19 protein-coding genes are annotated in these 17,477 nt (G+C 66.9%); 1 reads left to right on the top strand and 18 read right to left on the bottom strand.

Translation table 11 applies throughout. From position 1 onward, the window contains the following. Nucleotides 1–2: 2 nt before the first annotated feature. A complete protein-coding gene (locus KZJ41_RS09435) occupies nt 3–245 on the top strand; it encodes a hypothetical protein (protein ID WP_251550651.1) in 243 nt (80 codons plus the stop codon). 241 nt (nt 246–486) lie between these two features. Here KZJ41_RS09435 and dcd read toward each other — a convergent pair whose 3' ends face one another. The 18 genes from dcd to KZJ41_RS09345 all read right to left on the bottom strand — a co-directional run bounded on the left by dcd (nt 487) and on the right by KZJ41_RS09345 (nt 17,472). Beyond that, a complete protein-coding gene (dcd, locus tag KZJ41_RS09430) occupies nt 487–1,047 on the bottom strand; it encodes a dCTP deaminase (RefSeq protein ID WP_251550649.1) in 561 nt (186 codons plus the stop codon). Nucleotides 1,048–1,131: 84 nt separating this feature from the next. Next, nucleotides 1,132–1,896 carry a S1 family peptidase gene (locus tag KZJ41_RS09425; protein ID WP_251550647.1) on the bottom strand — a complete coding sequence of 255 codons (765 nt, stop codon included), beginning with the start codon at nt 1,894–1,896 and terminating at the stop codon, nt 1,132–1,134. A 76-nt stretch (nt 1,897–1,972) separates the two neighbouring features. Then, on the bottom strand, nt 1,973–2,209 hold the full coding sequence (locus KZJ41_RS09420; protein WP_251550645.1) for a hypothetical protein: 237 nt from the start codon (nt 2,207–2,209) through the stop codon (nt 1,973–1,975). Then, nucleotides 2,199–2,393 carry a hypothetical protein gene (locus KZJ41_RS09415; protein WP_251550643.1) on the bottom strand — a complete coding sequence of 65 codons (195 nt, stop codon included), beginning with the start codon at nt 2,391–2,393 and terminating at the stop codon, nt 2,199–2,201. Before KZJ41_RS09415 ends, KZJ41_RS09420 begins: the two co-directional genes overlap by 11 nt. Beyond that, entirely contained in the window at nt 2,390–2,695 is a 306-nt protein-coding gene (locus KZJ41_RS09410) for a hypothetical protein (RefSeq protein WP_251550641.1), read from the bottom strand. Before KZJ41_RS09410 ends, KZJ41_RS09415 begins: the two co-directional genes overlap by 4 nt. Beyond that, the gene (locus KZJ41_RS09405; protein WP_251550639.1) at nt 2,692–3,096 is read right to left on the bottom strand and encodes a hypothetical protein; all 405 of its coding nucleotides are present in this window, start codon (nt 3,094–3,096) and stop codon (nt 2,692–2,694) included. Before KZJ41_RS09405 ends, KZJ41_RS09410 begins: the two co-directional genes overlap by 4 nt. Nucleotides 3,097–3,107: 11 nt before the next feature. Next, nucleotides 3,108–3,950, bottom strand: coding sequence for a LysM peptidoglycan-binding domain-containing protein (locus tag KZJ41_RS09400; protein ID WP_251550637.1), 843 nt, complete (start codon nt 3,948–3,950; stop codon nt 3,108–3,110). A 10-nt stretch (nt 3,951–3,960) separates the two neighbouring features. Beyond that, complete coding sequence (locus KZJ41_RS09395; RefSeq protein ID WP_251550635.1) at nt 3,961–4,293, bottom strand: thermonuclease family protein; 333 nt, start codon at nt 4,291–4,293, stop codon at nt 3,961–3,963. Then, on the bottom strand, nt 4,293–4,553 hold the full coding sequence (locus KZJ41_RS09390; protein ID WP_251550633.1) for a hypothetical protein: 261 nt from the start codon (nt 4,551–4,553) through the stop codon (nt 4,293–4,295). Before KZJ41_RS09390 ends, KZJ41_RS09395 begins: the two co-directional genes overlap by 1 nt. A gap of 8 nt (nt 4,554–4,561) precedes the next feature. After that, nucleotides 4,562–5,458 (bottom strand): hypothetical protein, encoded by an 897-nt coding sequence (locus KZJ41_RS09385; protein WP_251550631.1) that lies wholly within the window; start codon nt 5,456–5,458, stop codon nt 4,562–4,564. Then, nucleotides 5,455–6,573, bottom strand: coding sequence for a DUF5047 domain-containing protein (locus tag KZJ41_RS09380; protein WP_251550629.1), 1,119 nt, complete (start codon nt 6,571–6,573; stop codon nt 5,455–5,457). The genes KZJ41_RS09385 and KZJ41_RS09380 overlap by 4 nt, the downstream gene beginning before the upstream one ends. Nucleotides 6,574–6,589: 16 nt before the next feature. Then, nucleotides 6,590–10,582 carry a hypothetical protein gene (locus KZJ41_RS09375; protein ID WP_251550627.1) on the bottom strand — a complete coding sequence of 1,331 codons (3,993 nt, stop codon included), beginning with the start codon at nt 10,580–10,582 and terminating at the stop codon, nt 6,590–6,592. Continuing rightward, entirely contained in the window at nt 10,582–15,054 is a 4,473-nt protein-coding gene (locus KZJ41_RS09370) for a transglycosylase SLT domain-containing protein (RefSeq protein ID WP_251550625.1), read from the bottom strand. The genes KZJ41_RS09375 and KZJ41_RS09370 overlap by 1 nt, the downstream gene beginning before the upstream one ends. 368 nt (nt 15,055–15,422) lie before the next feature. Beyond that, nucleotides 15,423–15,827 carry a hypothetical protein gene (locus KZJ41_RS09365; RefSeq protein WP_251550623.1) on the bottom strand — a complete coding sequence of 135 codons (405 nt, stop codon included), beginning with the start codon at nt 15,825–15,827 and terminating at the stop codon, nt 15,423–15,425. A 100-nt stretch (nt 15,828–15,927) separates the two neighbouring features. Next, nucleotides 15,928–16,446, bottom strand: a complete 519-nt coding sequence (locus KZJ41_RS09360; RefSeq protein WP_251550621.1) for a hypothetical protein — start codon at nt 16,444–16,446, stop codon at nt 15,928–15,930. 4 nt (nt 16,447–16,450) lie between these two features. After that, a complete protein-coding gene (locus tag KZJ41_RS09355; protein WP_251550619.1) occupies nt 16,451–16,867 on the bottom strand; it encodes a hypothetical protein in 417 nt (138 codons plus the stop codon). 6 nt (nt 16,868–16,873) lie between these two features. Then, nucleotides 16,874–17,143, bottom strand: a complete 270-nt coding sequence (locus tag KZJ41_RS09350) for a hypothetical protein (RefSeq protein WP_251550617.1) — start codon at nt 17,141–17,143, stop codon at nt 16,874–16,876. Next, the gene (locus KZJ41_RS09345) at nt 17,143–17,472 is read right to left on the bottom strand and encodes a hypothetical protein (RefSeq protein ID WP_251550615.1); all 330 of its coding nucleotides are present in this window, start codon (nt 17,470–17,472) and stop codon (nt 17,143–17,145) included. Before KZJ41_RS09345 ends, KZJ41_RS09350 begins: the two co-directional genes overlap by 1 nt. Nucleotides 17,473–17,477: the final 5 nt, after the last annotated feature.

Below are 17,477 nucleotides of genomic sequence, written 5' to 3'. Positions count from 1 at the left end.
CAATGAGCGTTGTCAACTACGACCTGCATCACCTGACCCGCCAGCAGCGCGAGGCCCTGCGGGTGGAGCTGAACCTGGCAGAGGCCCGCGCCCGGCGCCGGTTGGGCTCGATCAACACCAGCGAGGCCAACCTCAAGCACCGCCGGGCCGTGATCAACCGGCAGCTCGAGAGCCTGTCGTCCGAGAGAGACAAGGTGCAGTCCCAGTTGGACGCGATCGAGCAGAGCAGGGACTACCTGTCATGAAAGCGATCTCTGCATACATGGGCAAGAAGGACTGCGACAGCTCGCACTGCAGGCGTTACTTCGGCCCGGAGGGGTTCTCCAGGGATTGCATGGGGTGGCACTGCTCCTACTGCGACAAGCCCTGCGGCCCGCAGGGGCACAACGACTGCCCCGAGGCTCCCTACGTCGTGTAGGGGGCGCCCCTGAAACGACGAAAGAGCCCCCTGCCTCGGGGAAGAGGCAGGGGGCTCAGTCTTGCGTGTCAGCGGTAGTTGCGGTCGTACTGGGAGGCCGTGGGGCCCATCTGGGACTGGTACTTCGAGCCCAGCCCCTCGCTCCCGTAGGGTCGCTCGGCCGGGCCGGACATCTGGATGAAGCAGAGCTGACCGATCTTCATGCCGGGCCGCAGCAGGATCGGCATCGGAGTGACATTGGCCAGCTCCAGGGTCACCTGACCGACGAAGCCGGGATCGATGAACCCGGCCGTCACATGGGTCATCAGCCCCAGGCGCCCTAGTGAGGACTTGCCCTCGAACCGGGCCGCCAGGTAGTCCGGCAGCTTCACGACCTCCAGGGTGGACCCCAGGGCGAAGTCGCCGGGGGCCAGCCAGAAGCCCTCGTCGACCTCGAGTCCCACCGGGTAGGTTAGGTCGTCCGGCAGGTCCATCGGGTCGATGGCGATGTGCCCACGGTTGAGCGCCCGGAACTCGCTGCCGAGCCGGACGTCGACGCTCGACGGCTGCACCAGGTCGGGGTCGAAGGGGTAGAGCTGGATGCGGCCACGATCGATGGCCTCACGGATGTGGCGGTCTGAGAGAAGCATGACAAGGAACGCTACCGGCGCCCTGAGACGGCCCTGGTACGACGAAAGAGCCCCCACCCATGTCAGGGTGGGGGCTCAGTCATCTCACTGGGTGTTCGCGGGCACGAAGCCGGAACCGGTGATGTTGCGGGGGTTGAGGTCTGCCAGGATCCGCTGCGCCGACAGCGAGGTGTGCGGCGGCCACGAGAACGAATTCCGGGTGACGATGCCGACCCACTGGCCGGTGTCCTTGACGACCACGGCCGCGCCGGAGTCGCCCGCGTCGTGGTACGCGTAGGAGCCGAAGTTGCCGTTGTAGGTGTTGAACCAGCCGACCGTGCCGTAGCTGTAGCCGGTGGTGGCGCCGTACTTGCTCACGACCTGGCCCACGTTCGGGCGGCCGTCGGCCTCGTTCGAGTCGACCCGCTGGGCGCCGGTCGGGGACAGCTCGGACAGCACCGCGTCGTCGCGGATCTGGATGACCATGTAGTCCCTGGCCGGATCCTGTCCGCCCTTGGCGGCGATGAATCGGACCCGACCGATCGGCCCGGCGGCCGTGTTGTTGACGTCCCACACGAGAGCCTGGGCGGCCTCGGCGTCGGTCAGCTCGCGGCCGTACCAGGAGTCCGGTGCGCCGACACAGTGACCGGCGGTGATCGCCACCCGGCGTCCGGCGCTGTCATGACCGACCGGGCCCAGCGAGCACCAGGTGCTGACGTTCGCCGCCGGGGGCGCGTCGGGGGAGCTGGAGAACTGGATCTTGATGCCGTTCGAGACGACCGGCCCGGCCGGTTCCTGGGCGGCGGCCAGCGGGGTCAGCCCGAACAGCGCCAGCAGGGCGGCCAGGACGACGAAGAGCAGCTTGCTCATGCGAGTTCCTTCTGGAGACAGCGAAAGGGCCCCCTGGTCGCAACCAGGAGGCCCTTTCGGGGTGGATATGGGTGAGTTACCTACGGAGCCGCAGAACGGCCCCCAGGAGCGAGATGTGATGGAACGGATCCAGCCGCTCGGGGATCAGGTTCAGCAGATGCGCCGCCGTCACCACGACCGCCACATGGGTGGCCAGGGGGTGGCTCTTCAGCCAGCGGTCGACGGCGTTCGACAGGAGCTGATCCTCGTCGGCCATGATCTCGTAGGCGATCACGCCACCGGCCAGCCAGGCCCAGGCCCTCTCACCGGTCATCGCCCTCTCCATTCAATGCGGCCGGATCGATCACCGGCTCGTCGCCACGGAACTGCACGACCTCAGGTCCGGGCTCTCCCTTGCATTCGATCAGGAATGCGTCCAGGTCGGCCATGAACTGATCCCGGTTGAACACCGGAACCCGGACCGGCTCCCGGTCCACGAAGTTGACCTTGATCTTCACAGCAGCAACACTCCGATCAGGTTGTCCGGCAGCGGCCTTGCGGGCAGCCCCGAGTCCACGAAGTCCTGCCGGATCTGCATGATGTACAGCACGGCGGCCCTCAGAGCCGCCCTGCATTCCTCGCGCTCGGCGTCGACTTCCTTCATCACCAGCACGGCCGTCTCGGTCGCGATCTTCTCGCGCTGGGCTGCATTCAGGCTCACCTGGGACGACGAGGTCCGGCGGCCGGTCCACCAGTTCAGTAGACCGGCAACCCCGCCACCCCCCACGGTCGCAGCCAGGAGAGCCAGGAGCAGGGTCACTCTTCGACCCTGTCGCCGACCCCGAACGGGCGAGCGACCGGAAGCGCCCAGGCCTCGGTCTGGGCATGCCTACCGGCCGAGGTGAACTCGGCGTCGATGTAGTCCTGGGGCGGCACATCGTAGTAGCCGGGGTCGCGGTCCTCGACCTCGTCCTCGAGATCCTCGAACGGCTCGGCGTTGACACGCACATGGCGGGCCGGGCGTACCGGGGTCACGCGCCCGCGTACCGCCTCCACGCCGCCGACCCCGAGGACGGCCATCACGAGCATCTCGATCAGACCCAGGTCGTCCTGGCTGATGTAGCCCTTGCCCAGCGCGATGCTGACGACCAGGCCCAGGAGCGGGTAGACCCACACCCGGACCGGCTCGCTCTCGCGCAGATGCTTCAGCTTGGTGAACATGGTTGCCCTCCTCAGGCGCCCGGCATCAGCCGCAGCACTGCGCCGACGCTGATGATGTTGGGGTTGTTGATGCGGTCCCGGTTCAGCTCGTACAGACGCTGCCAGGTGGTGCCGTAGGTCGACGCGATCGATGCCAGCGTCTCACCCGGTCGGACCGTGTGGGTGCGGGCCAGGCCACCCGAAGGCGACCGCTCCGGCTCCAGCCGGAGGATCTGGCCGACACTGATCACTGCCGGGTTTCGCACCCGGTCCTTGTTCATGGCATGCAGTTGCTGCCACGTCAGCCCGTACAGACCGGCGATGCGAGACAACGTCTCTCCGGGGCGCACGGTGTGCTCGCGGGGCTTCGGGCCCGGAGCCGGGGGCGGATTCTGCGGAGGCGGACCGTAGATCCCGAGGTGCCCGTTGCGGAGCTTCTGTGCGAACTCGGCGATCTTCCTGTGGCCCTGAGGCAGACCGAGCTGGTAGTGCATCTCGTCGGGCTTGCGCCACCAGGCGCCCCAGAAGACGGTGCCCTCGAACAGGCGCAGCCCGTGCTCGACGGCCGCGATCTTGTCGGCAGGCATCCGACGCAGGCCCCACGGGTACTTGGTGGCGTTGAGGTCGATGGCAGTGCCGGACAGGTGGTTCGAGTTCCACACGTCGTTGGTGGCGGACCAGCCCCAGTCGTCGAGGGGGCGGTAGTTGTGCTCGATGTCCTCGACGTTGCGGTCGTACCAGGCCGCCCAGCCGTGCAGGATTGTCGCCGGGTCACCGGCCTTGACGGGGATGACGAGGCCGGTGCCGGGGACCGGCGACCGGTCGAGCTGACTGGAGTTGCACTGGGGCCAGCCGTTTTCGGTGATGAGCGTCACGGGTTATCACTCACTTCAGGTAGGGGACGGCGTAGCCCTCTTCGAGCAGGACGTCCGCGATGGATTCCTCGCCCGCGTACACGTGCGAGAGGTAGCGGCCGAACGAGTCGACCGAGACGAGCTGAACGAGCACCCGGCTGCCGATCGGGGCCAGCGACACGCAGCGCGCCGTGGCCTCCCTGTAGCCGCTCTGGCCACGCTCCGGGGTGTCGACACCCAGGAGCCGCAAACGGGCATTCTGGGCCAGATTGGGGTGCGGTACGACGGTCAGGAGAACGTCGCAGGTGTCACCGTCCACCCAGCGCAGCACGATCGCCGGGTAGGTGAAGGGGGTGGGCGCCATCAGAGTTCCCATTCGAAGGTCGGGATGATCTCGTAGTCGAAGTGGATGTGGCGGCCGGACGGGTTGCTGGTGCGGATCCAGAACGACGGCACATGGTCGTCGGGCTCGAAGCCGACCTCGACGGTCATCGCATCGGCGTCCCCGGCGTCGTGCGGGGTGAGCCGCACCTCGGCGTCGACCGCGTAGGCGGGCAGCCGGAACCGGAACACATCGAACCCCGGCCCGGCGTCGATCCAGCCGGTCAGGAAGTACTGGGCCATGGGCTCTCCTACAGGTAGAACTCGACACCGTTGAACGACAGCCAGGTCGGATGCGCGACAGCGGTCATGGTGTGGGTGTGATTGGGGGTGGTGTGCGAATGCGAGCCCGTGACACCGTGGTCGTGCGAGAACAGGTGCTGGTGGGTGGTGTCGCCGTTGTTGACGATGATCGTCGGGCCGGACGTGCGGGCGCGGCCGGATCCGTCGATGCCGCCGTCGTAGGAGTTGCTGACCCCGGTGGTGTTGTCGTTCGGGTCCACGGAGCTGGTCGAACCGCCGCCGCCCGAGGAGGACACCCCGGTCACACCCGTGGTGGCGCCGATCAGCATCACGGTGCCGTCGGTGTACACATCGATCTGGGCGACGACACTGCCGCCGTCGATGTTCCGCGCGACGAGCAGGCTGCGCTTGACCGTGGGCCGGAACCCGACAGGCAGGACGCAGACCGTGATCTGGGTGCCCGAAATGGCCACCCCGCCACGGAGCTGCAGCTTCAGGTCACCGTTGTCGACGACCCGCCGGAACTCGGCGTTGCCGTTGGCGTTCCCGTTGTGCGAGAAGCCGGACCCCAGGGTCATCTGGGTCCAGCCGTTGGCGCTTCCCGAGCCGGTGTCGTTGATCTGGCCCAGACCGAAGATCTCGGAGCCGTTCTTCACGATCAGCACGGTGTCCCCGACGACCGGCGAATAGCTGTCCAGGTGGACGATGTCGCTGACCGTGGTGGTGGTGTCACCGCCGAGCTGGGCGGCGAAGTTGGGCGGGCTGGCGGTCGGATTGACCGCCGTCACCACACCCTTCAGGAACTGCGGCACCGTGGCGCCGCCGCCCGCGATCTGGGCGGCGATGGTGCGGATCTGGGCGTCCTGTTCGACGGACGCCGCCGACACCTCGGCCGGATCGGTCATGAGATCACCCGCTTCTGCCGGACGACGATGTTCTGGGTTCCGTCGGCCCGCAACGGAACCGACATCGAGTCGATCGAGTACAGGCCGTTCACACCGAGATCGGACTGCACGACCTCGACGATGTCACCGGCCTCCAGACCCGGATGCACCCAGGAGGTGATCGCGAGCTGGGCCGGGGCGCCGAGCATGCCACGCAGCAGTGAGGCTGCCATCGCGTTCGCCTCGGCGGTGGTCTTGACGTTGTTGTCAGACACCTGCATCGGCACCTCCCCGTAGGGGCTGTACCGGTACGTCGGCGAGGAGGGCTCCATGTCCCAGGCCTCACCGCGCACGGGCGGCTTGTCGTCGCCGGGCGAGGCGCCGGTCACGATGACCCCGTTGTTGCCGGGCTCGTCCTGCCACTGCCGGGTCAGGTCCAGCATGGTGCAGCCGACACCCTCCACGTAGGTGAAGTCGGGCGCCGGGAGGGCATCGATGTCGACCGGCGGTGCCAGCACCACGATGCCCTCAACGTCGAAGTACAGCTCGCACCCGAGGGACTCGGCCAGCTCGGTGGCGGCCTCCCAGGGGTCGTCCATGACGTCGTACACCTTCGGCGCCGAGGTCACCATGCCCGACGACACCGCATCGAACTCGGCGTCAGGGAAGGTGCGCTGGATGATCTTCTTGATGGCGTCGACGATGTTGGCGCCCTTGGCGATCGTGTAGATGTTGGTGAACGCGTCCCGCTTGACCGTGCGGGACCGGTCGAACGCGGTGATGTTGATCTTCACCCCGGAGGTGGTCACCTGCGCGCGCACGTCCGACACCCGGAACACCCCCAGCGGGTGGATCTCCTCGGTGCCGTCCTTGTACCGGATGCCCCGGTAGGGGCGGATCTCCGTGCCGTAGGGCGTGAGGAGATCCGCCGCCTGCTTCGGGGTGAACTGCCCGAGGGGGTCGACACACTCGACCCGGCATCCACGCCGGATCGCTGCGGTACGGTCCACCGACACGTCCCCGGAGACGGCGATCAGTCGCGTCGTCTCCTGTGTGGCGCTCACGACGTCCACATAGGACACGACGGTATGCGACCGTCGCACCGCCTGATTGAAACGTTCGGTGGCCCTACCCATGTGTCGACCTCCTCGATCAGAACTCGGGTTCGACCTCCACGAACTGGATGGTCACCACCCGAAGGGGATTGGCTCGGCGCTGGTTGGTGGCCATCACCACCTGCGCCAGGTCACCGACCGGCCGGACGAACCAGGCATGGTCGATGTCGGACTGGATGAACAGCGTCTGGCCGGACTCGAGCAGGTCTCGGAGCTGAACCCACTTGCTGCTGTTCACCGGTCGCAGCGACAGTGTGAACATGTCGCCCTTGTAGCCCTCGGACACCACCACCGGGTACTTCGCGCCCATGGGCTGGAAGACCGTTGCGGTGTTGGTCTTGGCGATGGACAGATCCTCCCAGGCCACCGAGAGCTGGATGTTGTTGTCCGGGTTCGAGATGTCCTTGATCCACCAGTTGACCGCCTCGAACCGGAACTCGCTCGACTCGGACCCGTAGGCCGAGACGAACAGGTCACCGGCCAGACCGTAGGCCACGGTCTTCGCGCGGTACTTGCGGTTGGTCAGCGGGATCACCGTGTGGTCCATCAGGACCGCCACACCCGACGTGATGTCGAACTCCGGCGCGTTCGAGAGCGACCCGGGCAGGGTGGCGAACTCGTCGTAGCCGGAACCGGCGTCGTCGGCGAACTGGAACTCGGGCCGCGACCACACCGGGTGCGTCGAGCGCGAGGTGCCCGGCCGGTAGCCCTGGGACGAGCCCAGCGCGATCGAACACCGGTCGAAGTAGACGATGTCGCTGACCGCCAGGTTCGACGCGGACACCCCCAGCTTCACGCGGGTGGTGCCCTCGGGCAGGTCGAACGTCGCCGCCGACTTGGCCCACACGCTGGTGCCGAACGTGTCCCCCTCAGCCACGAGGGACTGCAGGAGCTGGTTCGCGCGGTAGCAGTGCAGGGTCAGGTATGGGGTGGACGCGACCGAGCCCAGGAACGATGCCGTCACCGACACCTTGCGCCCGCACAGGTCGAGCACCACCGGGTCGATGTTCGAGATGTCCACCGTGGTGGCCATGTCGGCCGAGCCGTACCCACCCACCGTCGGCGAGGCCGGGATGATCAGGCCCTGCCAGCCCACCATCGAGTTCATGTCCGAGCCGGAGCCCGGCGCCCAGATGCCGGTGATGGACTGCGGACCCACCGGCACAACGCCGTTCGAGTCGAAGACCCGGGACGTCAGCCAGGGGTTGGAGGCGCCCGCCGCAGCGACCTGACGCGCGGTCTCGTCGGCCACCCCGGAGGGCGGAGCCGAGAGCGGCTTCAGGATGCCGATCCAGGCGGCCATCGCATGGTACGAGGTGCCGAACGTGCCGGACCGGCTGTAGCTGCCGGTGGAGACCGGACCGTTCGAGTCGTACATCGCGACGGCCGTGGTGGCCTTGGACCCGAAGAACCCGCCGTTGTAGCGGGCGTTGTTGTCCGCCCGCTCGACCGACTCGTTCGAGGTGAACCCGTAGTTGCCGTCGACCGGGGCATCGGCGCCGAATGCGCAGATGCGCCATGCCATCGAGTTGGTGTTGGTCACCGACGGCGTGTACAGGGTCTGCCCGTCCACGTCGAGGGTGCCGTTCTCCGCGATGAACGGGGTGGTCTGGTCGACGTTCCGGTACGCCACACACTGCGTGACGCGGGTGTTGAAGTTCTCGTCGATGGCCGTCAGTGACCCGGTCCAGGAGTTCGGCTCGGAGCCGGTGGCATACCGGTACATCACCGCGAACGTGAAGTCCGCGCTGTTGGACTGGCTGTTCTCCACCAGGGTCCACCCGGCAGGCGGATTGACCGTGGGTTCCTCGGTTGCCGCACCCAGGGTCGCCACCATCAGGTCGCCTGCCTGGATACCGGCAGGCTTGTTGATGACGAAGTCGGCGGGATTGCCGGAGTCGGTCCAGGCCGAGGCCTTGCCGACATACTGGATGCCGGGCACCGCCGACGGCTGCTGCCGGTTCGCGGTGAGGGTGCCACCGGAGGCGTTGTCGGAGACCGCGAACGCGCTCACCCGCCAGGCGCCGGGGTCGGTGTTGTTCACCGCTCCGGTCGTCGCATACAGGGGGGTGCCGTTGACCGCCGAGGCCTGGGCCGTCCCGAGGAACTGGCTGGCCGCGTCGGCGGCACCGCTGTAGGCCACCACGACCGCCGTCCGGCGCCCGCAGGCCGAGGACAGGGTCGCCGACCAGGTGGCCGGTTCGCTGCCGCCCGCTGTGCGCTTGAGGACGAACATCGTGACGTCCTCGGTGGACCCGTCGTCCACCTTGACGGTGTCGGCCAGGGTCCAGCCGGACGGCACCGTCAGGGTGCGGTCGTACTCGTTGCAGGTCAGGAACGCCAGCATGAGATCACCCGAGACCACGCCCGCAGGCTTGTTCAGGGTGAAGTCGGAGCCGGACGTGCCGGACTGGAACGCCGTACCGGCGGCCCGCCAGGCGATGGTCGGACTGAGCCCGACGTAGGTCATCTTGTGGCAGGTCCAGCCGGAGGCCCCGGTGCCGGTCGCGGTGGCCGTCGTGGTCGAGGTGCCCGGACCGGCGGTCCAGGCCTCCCCGGATCCCGGTGCGCCCTCGGCGGTGGAGTACCAGCACGAGAGCAGGTTGCGTGACATCTGGCCGCCCGACGACCAGGGGGTGCTCGATCCGTACATCAGACCCAGGTGGTCGATGTAGTGGACCTCGCTGCCCGCCACCGACAGCACCTCGGCCGACAGCCGCGCGTAGACGGTGCCTGCCGGGATCGGTCCGGTCACCAGCACCTCGGTCCAGGTGCTCGCCGAGTCGGTCACCGAGGTGCCGGTCAGGGTGCCCGAGACCGCGTTGAACTGGCTGTCGTAGAAGTCGATCCGGGCCCGGCAGGAGCGCGTCGTGGACGCCGCCCGGAACTGGATCCGGCCGGTGATGTCCTCACCGGACGAGTCGACCTCGACGTAGTCGGTGTCGATCGTCATGTTCCCGGCCCCGGTCGCGGTCAGCGACCAGGACGCGGTCTCGCCGGGATAGGCCACCGTGGTCGAGCGCACGACGTTGCAGCCGGAGTTGGTGTACACCGGGCCCTCGGTGGAGGACTCGGCGTCGGCCGACTGCGGGTCGAGCATGTTCGAGGTGTCACGGATGGTGATCTGCGCGGCGCCCTGCTCGGGGTCGTCGACCACACTGATCAGCGAGCCGCCGGTCGTGGGGTCGATGTCGCCGGGGATGCCGGGCGCCGGGCCGGACACAGTGAACTGCTTACCGGCCCAGCGCGAGACCGCCAGGAAGCTCGAGGCGGCCCGCACGTACACCCAGTAGCTGTCCGGGTTGAGCGAGTCGGGCAGGGTGATCGAACGCTGATCGCCGAACACCATGCCGGTCGAGACCGGCGTCGAGTACTCGGGATTGAACGAGACCTCGGCCTTCTTCGCGGCCGTGAAGATCCGGTACTCGGCCCACTTCTGCTGGTCGCCGTCGGACTGCTCGTAGTTCCACGCGATCACCGGGGACGGTGTGGTCACCGTGCCCGACGGCGCCGTGATGGTCACCGTCGGGCGGATCCGGTAGTTGATCTCGCAGAAGAACTTGAAGATCCGGCACAGGTCGGCCACGCCCACATACGAGAACACCCGGCACAGCAGGTGGTTCAGGCGGTGGACGTCCCACGACAGGTTCAGCGCGTCACGGGTGAACGTGCCGACCGTGTACGTGGTCGGTGTCGAGGTCGGATAGATCGTGCGGGTCGCATACCGGGCGGTGTTGTCGTCCGCGCTGACCGCGAACGTCACCGAGGGGGCGACCCCGGACGGGGCGGACCCCAGCCCGAGGCCGACCCTGGCCTTGATCGTCACCGAGGTGATGACCGCGCCTTCCGGCACACTCGACGTGTCGATCGGGAAGCTGACCGTGGCGCTGCCCTTCGACGACGGCGACTGAATGAACTTCGCGTCGTCGTCGTTGTTCAGCGCCTCGAACAGGGCCGTGACGCCGGTCCCGACGAGAGACCAGCCTTCGTTCAGCCAGTCGGCCACCGGAAGGTGGTTGAAGAGTGGCATCAGGCGTTCCTCCTACCGATTCCTTGCCGCACAGCCATTTCGAGCTTCGGCACGACCTGCTGCTGGATGAGACTGACGACCTCCTGGCCGTCGTTGATCCCGTCGCCGATGCTGACCGGAACCTGGATCTCGATGCCCACCAGGTCCGCCAGACGCTCGGCCATGGAGCGCATCTCCGATGCCAGCTTGTTGGCCAGCTCGGAGTTGTGCGTGTGCGCCTCGGACGAGAGCCGGTCGATCGCCGCAGCAACCTCCCGCGCGACTTGATCAGCGATCTGCTGAGCGTTGCCGGAGGCTTCCTGCTTGATCTTCTCGATGATCTCGTCGAACGAGTGGACCTTCTCGCCGCCACGGAAACGCACTGCCTCAGGGCCGCGTTCGCCGACGATGGCCCACCCGGCGGGTGCGTTCATCGTGCCCTCGGCGTAGCCCTTGGGGGGCATGTTCGCGTTGGCCTGCTGGACGTTGAAGATCGACCCGTACTTCGACTTGATGTAGTTGATCGAGGCTGCGACGTTGTCGACGGGGGCGTCGATGTTGTCGTAGCCCGGCACCTTGTACGTCGCGAAGGTGGTCGGCACGACCTGAGCCAGACCGCGAGAGGCGTTGCCTGCCGCAGCGTTCGAGTCCGTGGTGTTGACCGCGCCGGGGTTCCAGCCCGACTCGCGCGAGATGAGGGTGTTCATACCGCGCAGCCAGTCCTCGACGGTGTCCGGCGGCGGGGTGTTGGTGATCCTCATCGCGTGCTCGATGATCGCCCGGCGCTCCCCCTCGGGGATGACGCCGCCGATCGCTGCCTTCGCCGCAGCGAGAGCAGCGTTGAGCTGGTTGATGGCGCCCGAGCCGGAGCCCAGGATGCCGCCACCGTGGACGTCGCCCGCAGGCGCGTACACGCCGAACGGGCTCTTCATCTGCTTGACCTTGTTGAAGTCCCCGTAGCCCTTGCCTGCACCGTCACGGACCTTGCCGTAGGCGAACATGCGGGTTGCGGTGTTCTCGTTGGTCCGGTTGATGATCGCCTCGATCTCGGCGACCGCCTCGCGGTGCGCTGCGATCTGTGCGGCCGACGGACCGGAGTAGCCGCCACCGTCACCGATGGGCAGACCAGCCTCGCCGTCCAGCGCGCGGGCCACGGCCCAGTGGACATGGTTCCTGTGCTGGGCCATCGTCCCCGCGCCGTACAGGCCCATGCCGTCGCCGACGTTGCGTCCGTCCTTGATGTTCATGTTGAACGGGGAGTGGATCAGCTCCAGGGTGTCCCGGCCCCACTTGTTGGCGACAACCGTTGCGACGTTCCGCATCTCAGGGGTGGAGTCGGAGCCGTTGGAGACGTCGATCGCCTTGCCCTGGCCGTGGTAGTCGTTGGTGTCGCGGTAGCTGGAGGTGAGCTGCATGGAGGGCTCGATCGAGCGCACCTTGCCCCACATCCATTCCACCGGACCACCGGCCGCGTAGCCCTGACCCTCGACGACGCGCTGCCGGAGCTGCTCGACGCTGCGATGGCCACCGGCCGCCTTGACTTCCGATGCGGTCCAGACATGCTCGCCGACGGACAGCCAGGCCGGGATGTTGTCCTCGGTCGGGCCACCGATGCCGGGCACCGGGCCGCCGGTCGCGAACGACCCTGCGGACGTACCACCTCCGCCGACAGCCCCGCCGTCGGCCTTGCCGATCGGCTCCAGGCCGAAGATCGGAGCCACCGCGTTCCAGGCGCCCTTGATGAAGCCGAGGGGGTCGTTGAACGCGGGAACGATCTTGGACCAGGCCTCGCCGACCTTCCGAACGATCGTGTCGATCTCTTCCTTGAGATCGTTACCCCAAGTGGCGAACTCCTCCTTGATGTCGTTCCAGGTGTCAATGCCGAACTGCTTGATGCCGGTCCAGAAGGTGTTCCACTCCCGGCCGATCTCCTCCTTGTGGGTCCGCCAGTGCTGACCGAGCCAGCCCAGCGCGGTGTTCCACTCGGACTGAATCTCATTCCAATGAGTCTTCGCAGGCTCCTTGATCACCGTGGTCCAGAAGGTGTTCCACTCCTGACCGAGTTCGGCCTTGTAGGACTCCCACTTCGTGTCGATGGTGGTCCACATAGTGTCCCACTCGCGGTTGATCTCGCCCCACCAGCCCTTGACGGGATCCTTGATGGTGCCGTTCCAGAACGTGGACCACTCCTGGCCCAGCTCTGCGGTGTACTCGGACCACTTCGTGTCGACGGTGGTCCACATCGTGTTCCACTCGGAACTGATCTCACCCCACCAGCCCTTGACGGGATCCTTGACGACGGTGGTCCAGAACGTCGACCACTCCTGGCCCATCTCGGCGGTGTAGGTGTTCCACCGCTCCTTGACCTCGGTCCACAGTGAGCCCCAGACGATTCCGGTCGCGGTGGTCATGCCGCTGACGGAGAGCTTCAGATCCTGCCAGAACGGATCCCACACGGCGCGGACGTCGGCCGTGAAGGTGTCCCACTTCTGATCGATGGTGGTCCACATCGTGTCCCACTCGGAGCTGATGTCGGCGCCGAAGTTCTTGAAGCCCTGACCGATCCCGTTGAAGAAATTGTCGAGAGTCGCTTCGAGAGTGGTGAATTCCGAACCGATGTCCTGAGCCCAGGTCTTCAGTCCGTTCCCGATGCCATTGAAGAACTTGTCGAGATTGGCCTCGAGCACGGTAAGCTCGCGACCCATCTCGCGGAAGTGGTCCCCGATGGCGAGGGTGAAGACACCCCACTCGCGGCCCATCTCCTCGAAGTGATCACCCAGCCAGGTGGTGAACGTCGCCCACTCGCGGCCCATCTCATGGAAGTGGCTCGAGAAGACGCCGGTCTCCTGCTCGAGCTTGATCAGGGCCAGTGTGACGGCGGTGATCGCGATGGCGATGCCCGTGAACGGGTTGATCGCCAGCGCGGCGTTCAGGCCCCACACGGCCACCGTGACACCGATGATGACACCGGCCGCAGGGTCGCAGGCGTCGACCAGGTCGGCGATGCCGTTGACCAGATCCGACACGGCGGGCAGCATCTCGATGGACAGGTCGATCATCTTCTGGAAGGCCGGGTTGAGCTGACCGTCGGCCGTCAGGACGAAGTCGGTGACCTCCTCCAGCAGGTGGATGAAGGCCGGGGTGAGCTGCTCGACGAGCTTGGTGGCCAGCTCCATGATCTGCGGGATATGCGGCTGGATCGCGCGCACCAGCTCCGCGAAGTTCTGCGCCGCAACCAGAATCAGGGGATGCAGGTCACGGATGACCGGCGCCAGGTTCTGCAGGATGATCGTGGCCAGTTCGGCGATCGGCGGGATGACGATCTTGAGGACGTCGGTCAGGATCGGCGCCAGCGCGGCCGTGACCTCACCCAGGGCAGGAAGCACCTGCGCGAAGGCGTCACCGAAGGTGTGACCGAAGACGTACCAGAATTCGGACAGCGGACCGGCCATGTGCTGCATGGCGCCGCCCAGACCGAACAGGATGCCGTCGATGAGTCGGTTGATGCCGCCCATGACGCCGTCGAACATGACGGCGCCTTCCTTGGCGAACTGACCGGACCGGACACCCCAGATCTCGAAGAACTCACCCATCCGGTCGCCGAGCACGCGCCACATGTCGCCGAAGCCTTCGGCGTCGGCCATCATGCCCCGGAACATGTTTCCGATGCGCTCACCGAAGCGGGCCATGCCGTCCTCGAGGCCCTTCATCATCGGCTCCATGTCGCGCAGGGCGTCACGCATGCCGGGCAGTGCGCCCTCGGCCATCCGCATGATGCCGCGCGCCAGCTCGTCGACGAGCGGGCCGGTGGCCTCGAAGGTTTCGGTCAGGAGCGGCTTCAGCTCCCACAGCCGGTCATGGATGATGTCGGCCGCGTTGACCAGTGGGTCGACCATGGACTGGGCGGCCTCACGGAAGATGACGCCCGCGTCGTCCTTGAGGTGACCCCAGCTCTGACGGATGGCTTCGTTCTCACGCAGGATGACGAACGAGGCGCCGATCATGGCGGCCGGGAGGGCCGTCGAGATGATCGCGCCCACGGCGGTCACGGCGGGACCCAGCAGGTTGAATGCGGCCACGGCGCCGAGCACGGCGAGCTGCGTGAAGGTCAGGCCCTTCTGGCTCAGCAGGCCGAAGTTCTTGGCGTGCTCTCCGGCGCCGTTGAACGCGCCGCCCAGTCGGCGGACGTTGACCAGGGCCTGGTCGGTGTCGACGTTGACCCGCACGTTGCGGTCGTGGGCGACGGCGGCGATCTCGGCGGCGGCCTGACCGGTGTCGGCCTGCACGTCGAGCAGAACCTCGCGGTCCTCGGTCATCGCGGCCAACTCTGCCTGGGCGGCGGCCGCGTCGAGGTCGACGTCGAGGACGATGCGCTTGCGGGACAGGGCCTCCAGCTCGCCGGACAGGGCGGCCAGATCGTTGCGGGCCGCCCGGACGCCGGAACCGTCCCAGTTGGATCCGATGTTGAATCCGAGCGAGGTGATGGTTGCCATGGAAACCCCTTCAGGTACACGAGAAGCCCCCCGAGCCAGCGGCGGCTCGGGGGGCACTCGGGGTTGTCAGTCGAACAGTCGGTCGAAGTCCTCCCGGCTGAGCGTCTCCTCCTCAGGAGGAGGGAGCGCCCACTCGGTCGGCCTCGGGAAGGGCTTGGGCGGCGGGACGGGATTGTCCTCGCCGCCGCGCATGAGCCCACCCATGACGTGCATCTCGAGCTGTAGTTGCTCGTGGATGGATGCCAGGGTCTCGTCTGCGTAGCGTGACCCGATCGGCCCGAAGGCGCGTTCGTAGGCCTGCCACTCAGTCAGCTCGCGGGAGTCGATTCGCTCGAGCAGTTCGGCTACGGTGCATCCCAGCGCGAGGGCTAGTCGGAAGTAGAAGCCTCGGCGGGATCCTCGTCGAAAGACTCGGTCAGCTCCTCGACGTCGTCCTCGGTGATCGCGTTGATCTCCTGGCAGGCGTTGAAGATCCGCTGCAGGGCTCGCGCGGACTTGTCGCCGAGGATGGCGACCTCCTTCTGCGAGAACAGCAGCTTGGACCGGTCTTCGGGGTCGACGATCGACATGGCCAGGAGCCGTGCGCGCACGTTCTCCAGGTTCTGGACCGGCTGACCCTTCTTGTTCACCGAGACGGTGGACGTCTCGAACTGGTCGCGTTCCTTGCCGCTCAGGGAGCGGACCAGGACCTTGCCGCCCCATTCGGGGACGTCGACCTCTTCGTAGCGGCGGTCATCGACAGCCAGGATGGCGGACTTGCTGAGAAAAGACATTGCGGGTCTCCTCGGTAGTTTGCGGATCGGATTGCGGGTCTCATGATTTGGAGGACGGGGCAGAGTGACCCGCGAGACTCTGCCCCGCCCTTTGTCTGTGTCAGCCGTCGATCAGTCCGGCCGTCTTGGCACGGTCGATGCGATCGGCGGCATCCTCGAGCACTTCGTTCAGACGGCGCACGATGTCGTCGCGGCCGTCCTGCATGGCGTCGAGAAACCAGGAGAACGAGCCGGACTGGCGATACCACCTGCTGCGGTCTCCGAAGAATGGGTGCTCCCAGCCCTTGTGGCCGGAGGCTCGGGTGTCGGTGCCTCGAGGCAGCATCGCCTCGTCGTTGTCCGACATCTGGGTGCCGATGCGGATGAGACCCGGTCCCATCCGTCGAACTCGCACACCGGCCGCGATCTCTGCGCGCATGCCGGTATGGCCCGCGTTGGCGGGAGTGGGCATCGCGAGGATGTTCTCGCGTGCCTTGTCGCGCATCTGGCGGGCCTCTTGCATGACCTCGTGATCGATGGCGCGGGGGATCCACCGGTTCGCCTCCTGCGTGAGCTGGAGACGAACCCGGCGGATCTCCTCGACGCCGTCGACCGAGAAGGTGATCTCGGCCCTAGCCATCGGATCAGGCCGTGGCGCGCGCGATGCCGGAACGCTGGGTCGGGAAGGTGACCTTGATCTCGGACAGGTCGCCGACCTTGCCGGACAGCGCGGTGTACTCGAGCAGCACACAGGTCGCCGAGTACTCCGGGTTGCTGGCCGACACCGCAGCCGCCGTCGGGCGAACCTTGACGGTGAACTCCTGCTCGAGGTCGTACAGCGGGTACAGCACAGCGTCCACGCTGGCCGGTGCGAAGTCCTGCTGGAAGGTGATCTCGATCGTGTCGTCCTTCAGACCGGCGACGACTTCCTTGCCGCCACCGGAGAAGTTGGTGGTCTCGACTGCGGCCTTCTTCATGGACAGGGACGCTGCGTTGACGTGGCTGGAGAAGTCGACGCCGTCCACCTCGATGAAGCAGTCCTTGAGGACGAGCTTTGCCATTGCGATTTACTCCTCGCTTGCCTCGGCCGCGTCGGCCGAGGAGATGATGAACCGACTCGACGGCGTCGAGTCCTTGCGCTCCGGTGCCGGAGCAATGAGCCCTGCGCTGAGCAGGCGGTCGAGATGCGCCTTGGTGGTGCTGATCTCGATCGTTTCGCCGGGCTTGCCGCCGAGTACCGGCTGCCGCCCGGTGACGACATACCGGCCCGAAGCCGTGTCGTCCTCGGGGGTGGGGGCTACGGGGGACGGGAGCTGAATCCCGTTGTAGCGACCCATCAGGCGACCTTCACGACCGCCACGGTCACGCTCGTCTGGGACGAGGTGGTGATGGTGGCGCGGCCGGTGCCGTCGTCGTAGGCCTTGCGGAGCGGGATGAGCGTCTCCGCACCGGCCGCGACGACGACCGCGTTGTCGGGGTTGGCGAGGCCGAAGAACGTGGTGCCGGGCACGAGCACCGTGACGGTGACCGAGGAGCCGGAGTCGTTCTTGTAGTGGGCGTAGGTGTTGCGTCCGCTGCCGATTTCGGCGGTGTCGGACGCGGCGGCAGCCGCGAACGTCGGGTAGAACCCGTCGTCCTCGATCACCTGGGTGGAGAGTGCGGCCATTGCGG

This window comes from Rhodococcus sp. 11-3 (assembly GCF_023704055.1).
Classification (GTDB): Bacteria; Actinomycetota; Actinomycetes; order Mycobacteriales; family Mycobacteriaceae; genus Rhodococcus; species Rhodococcus aetherivorans.
This window is presented reverse-complemented; position numbering and strand designations above follow the sequence as displayed.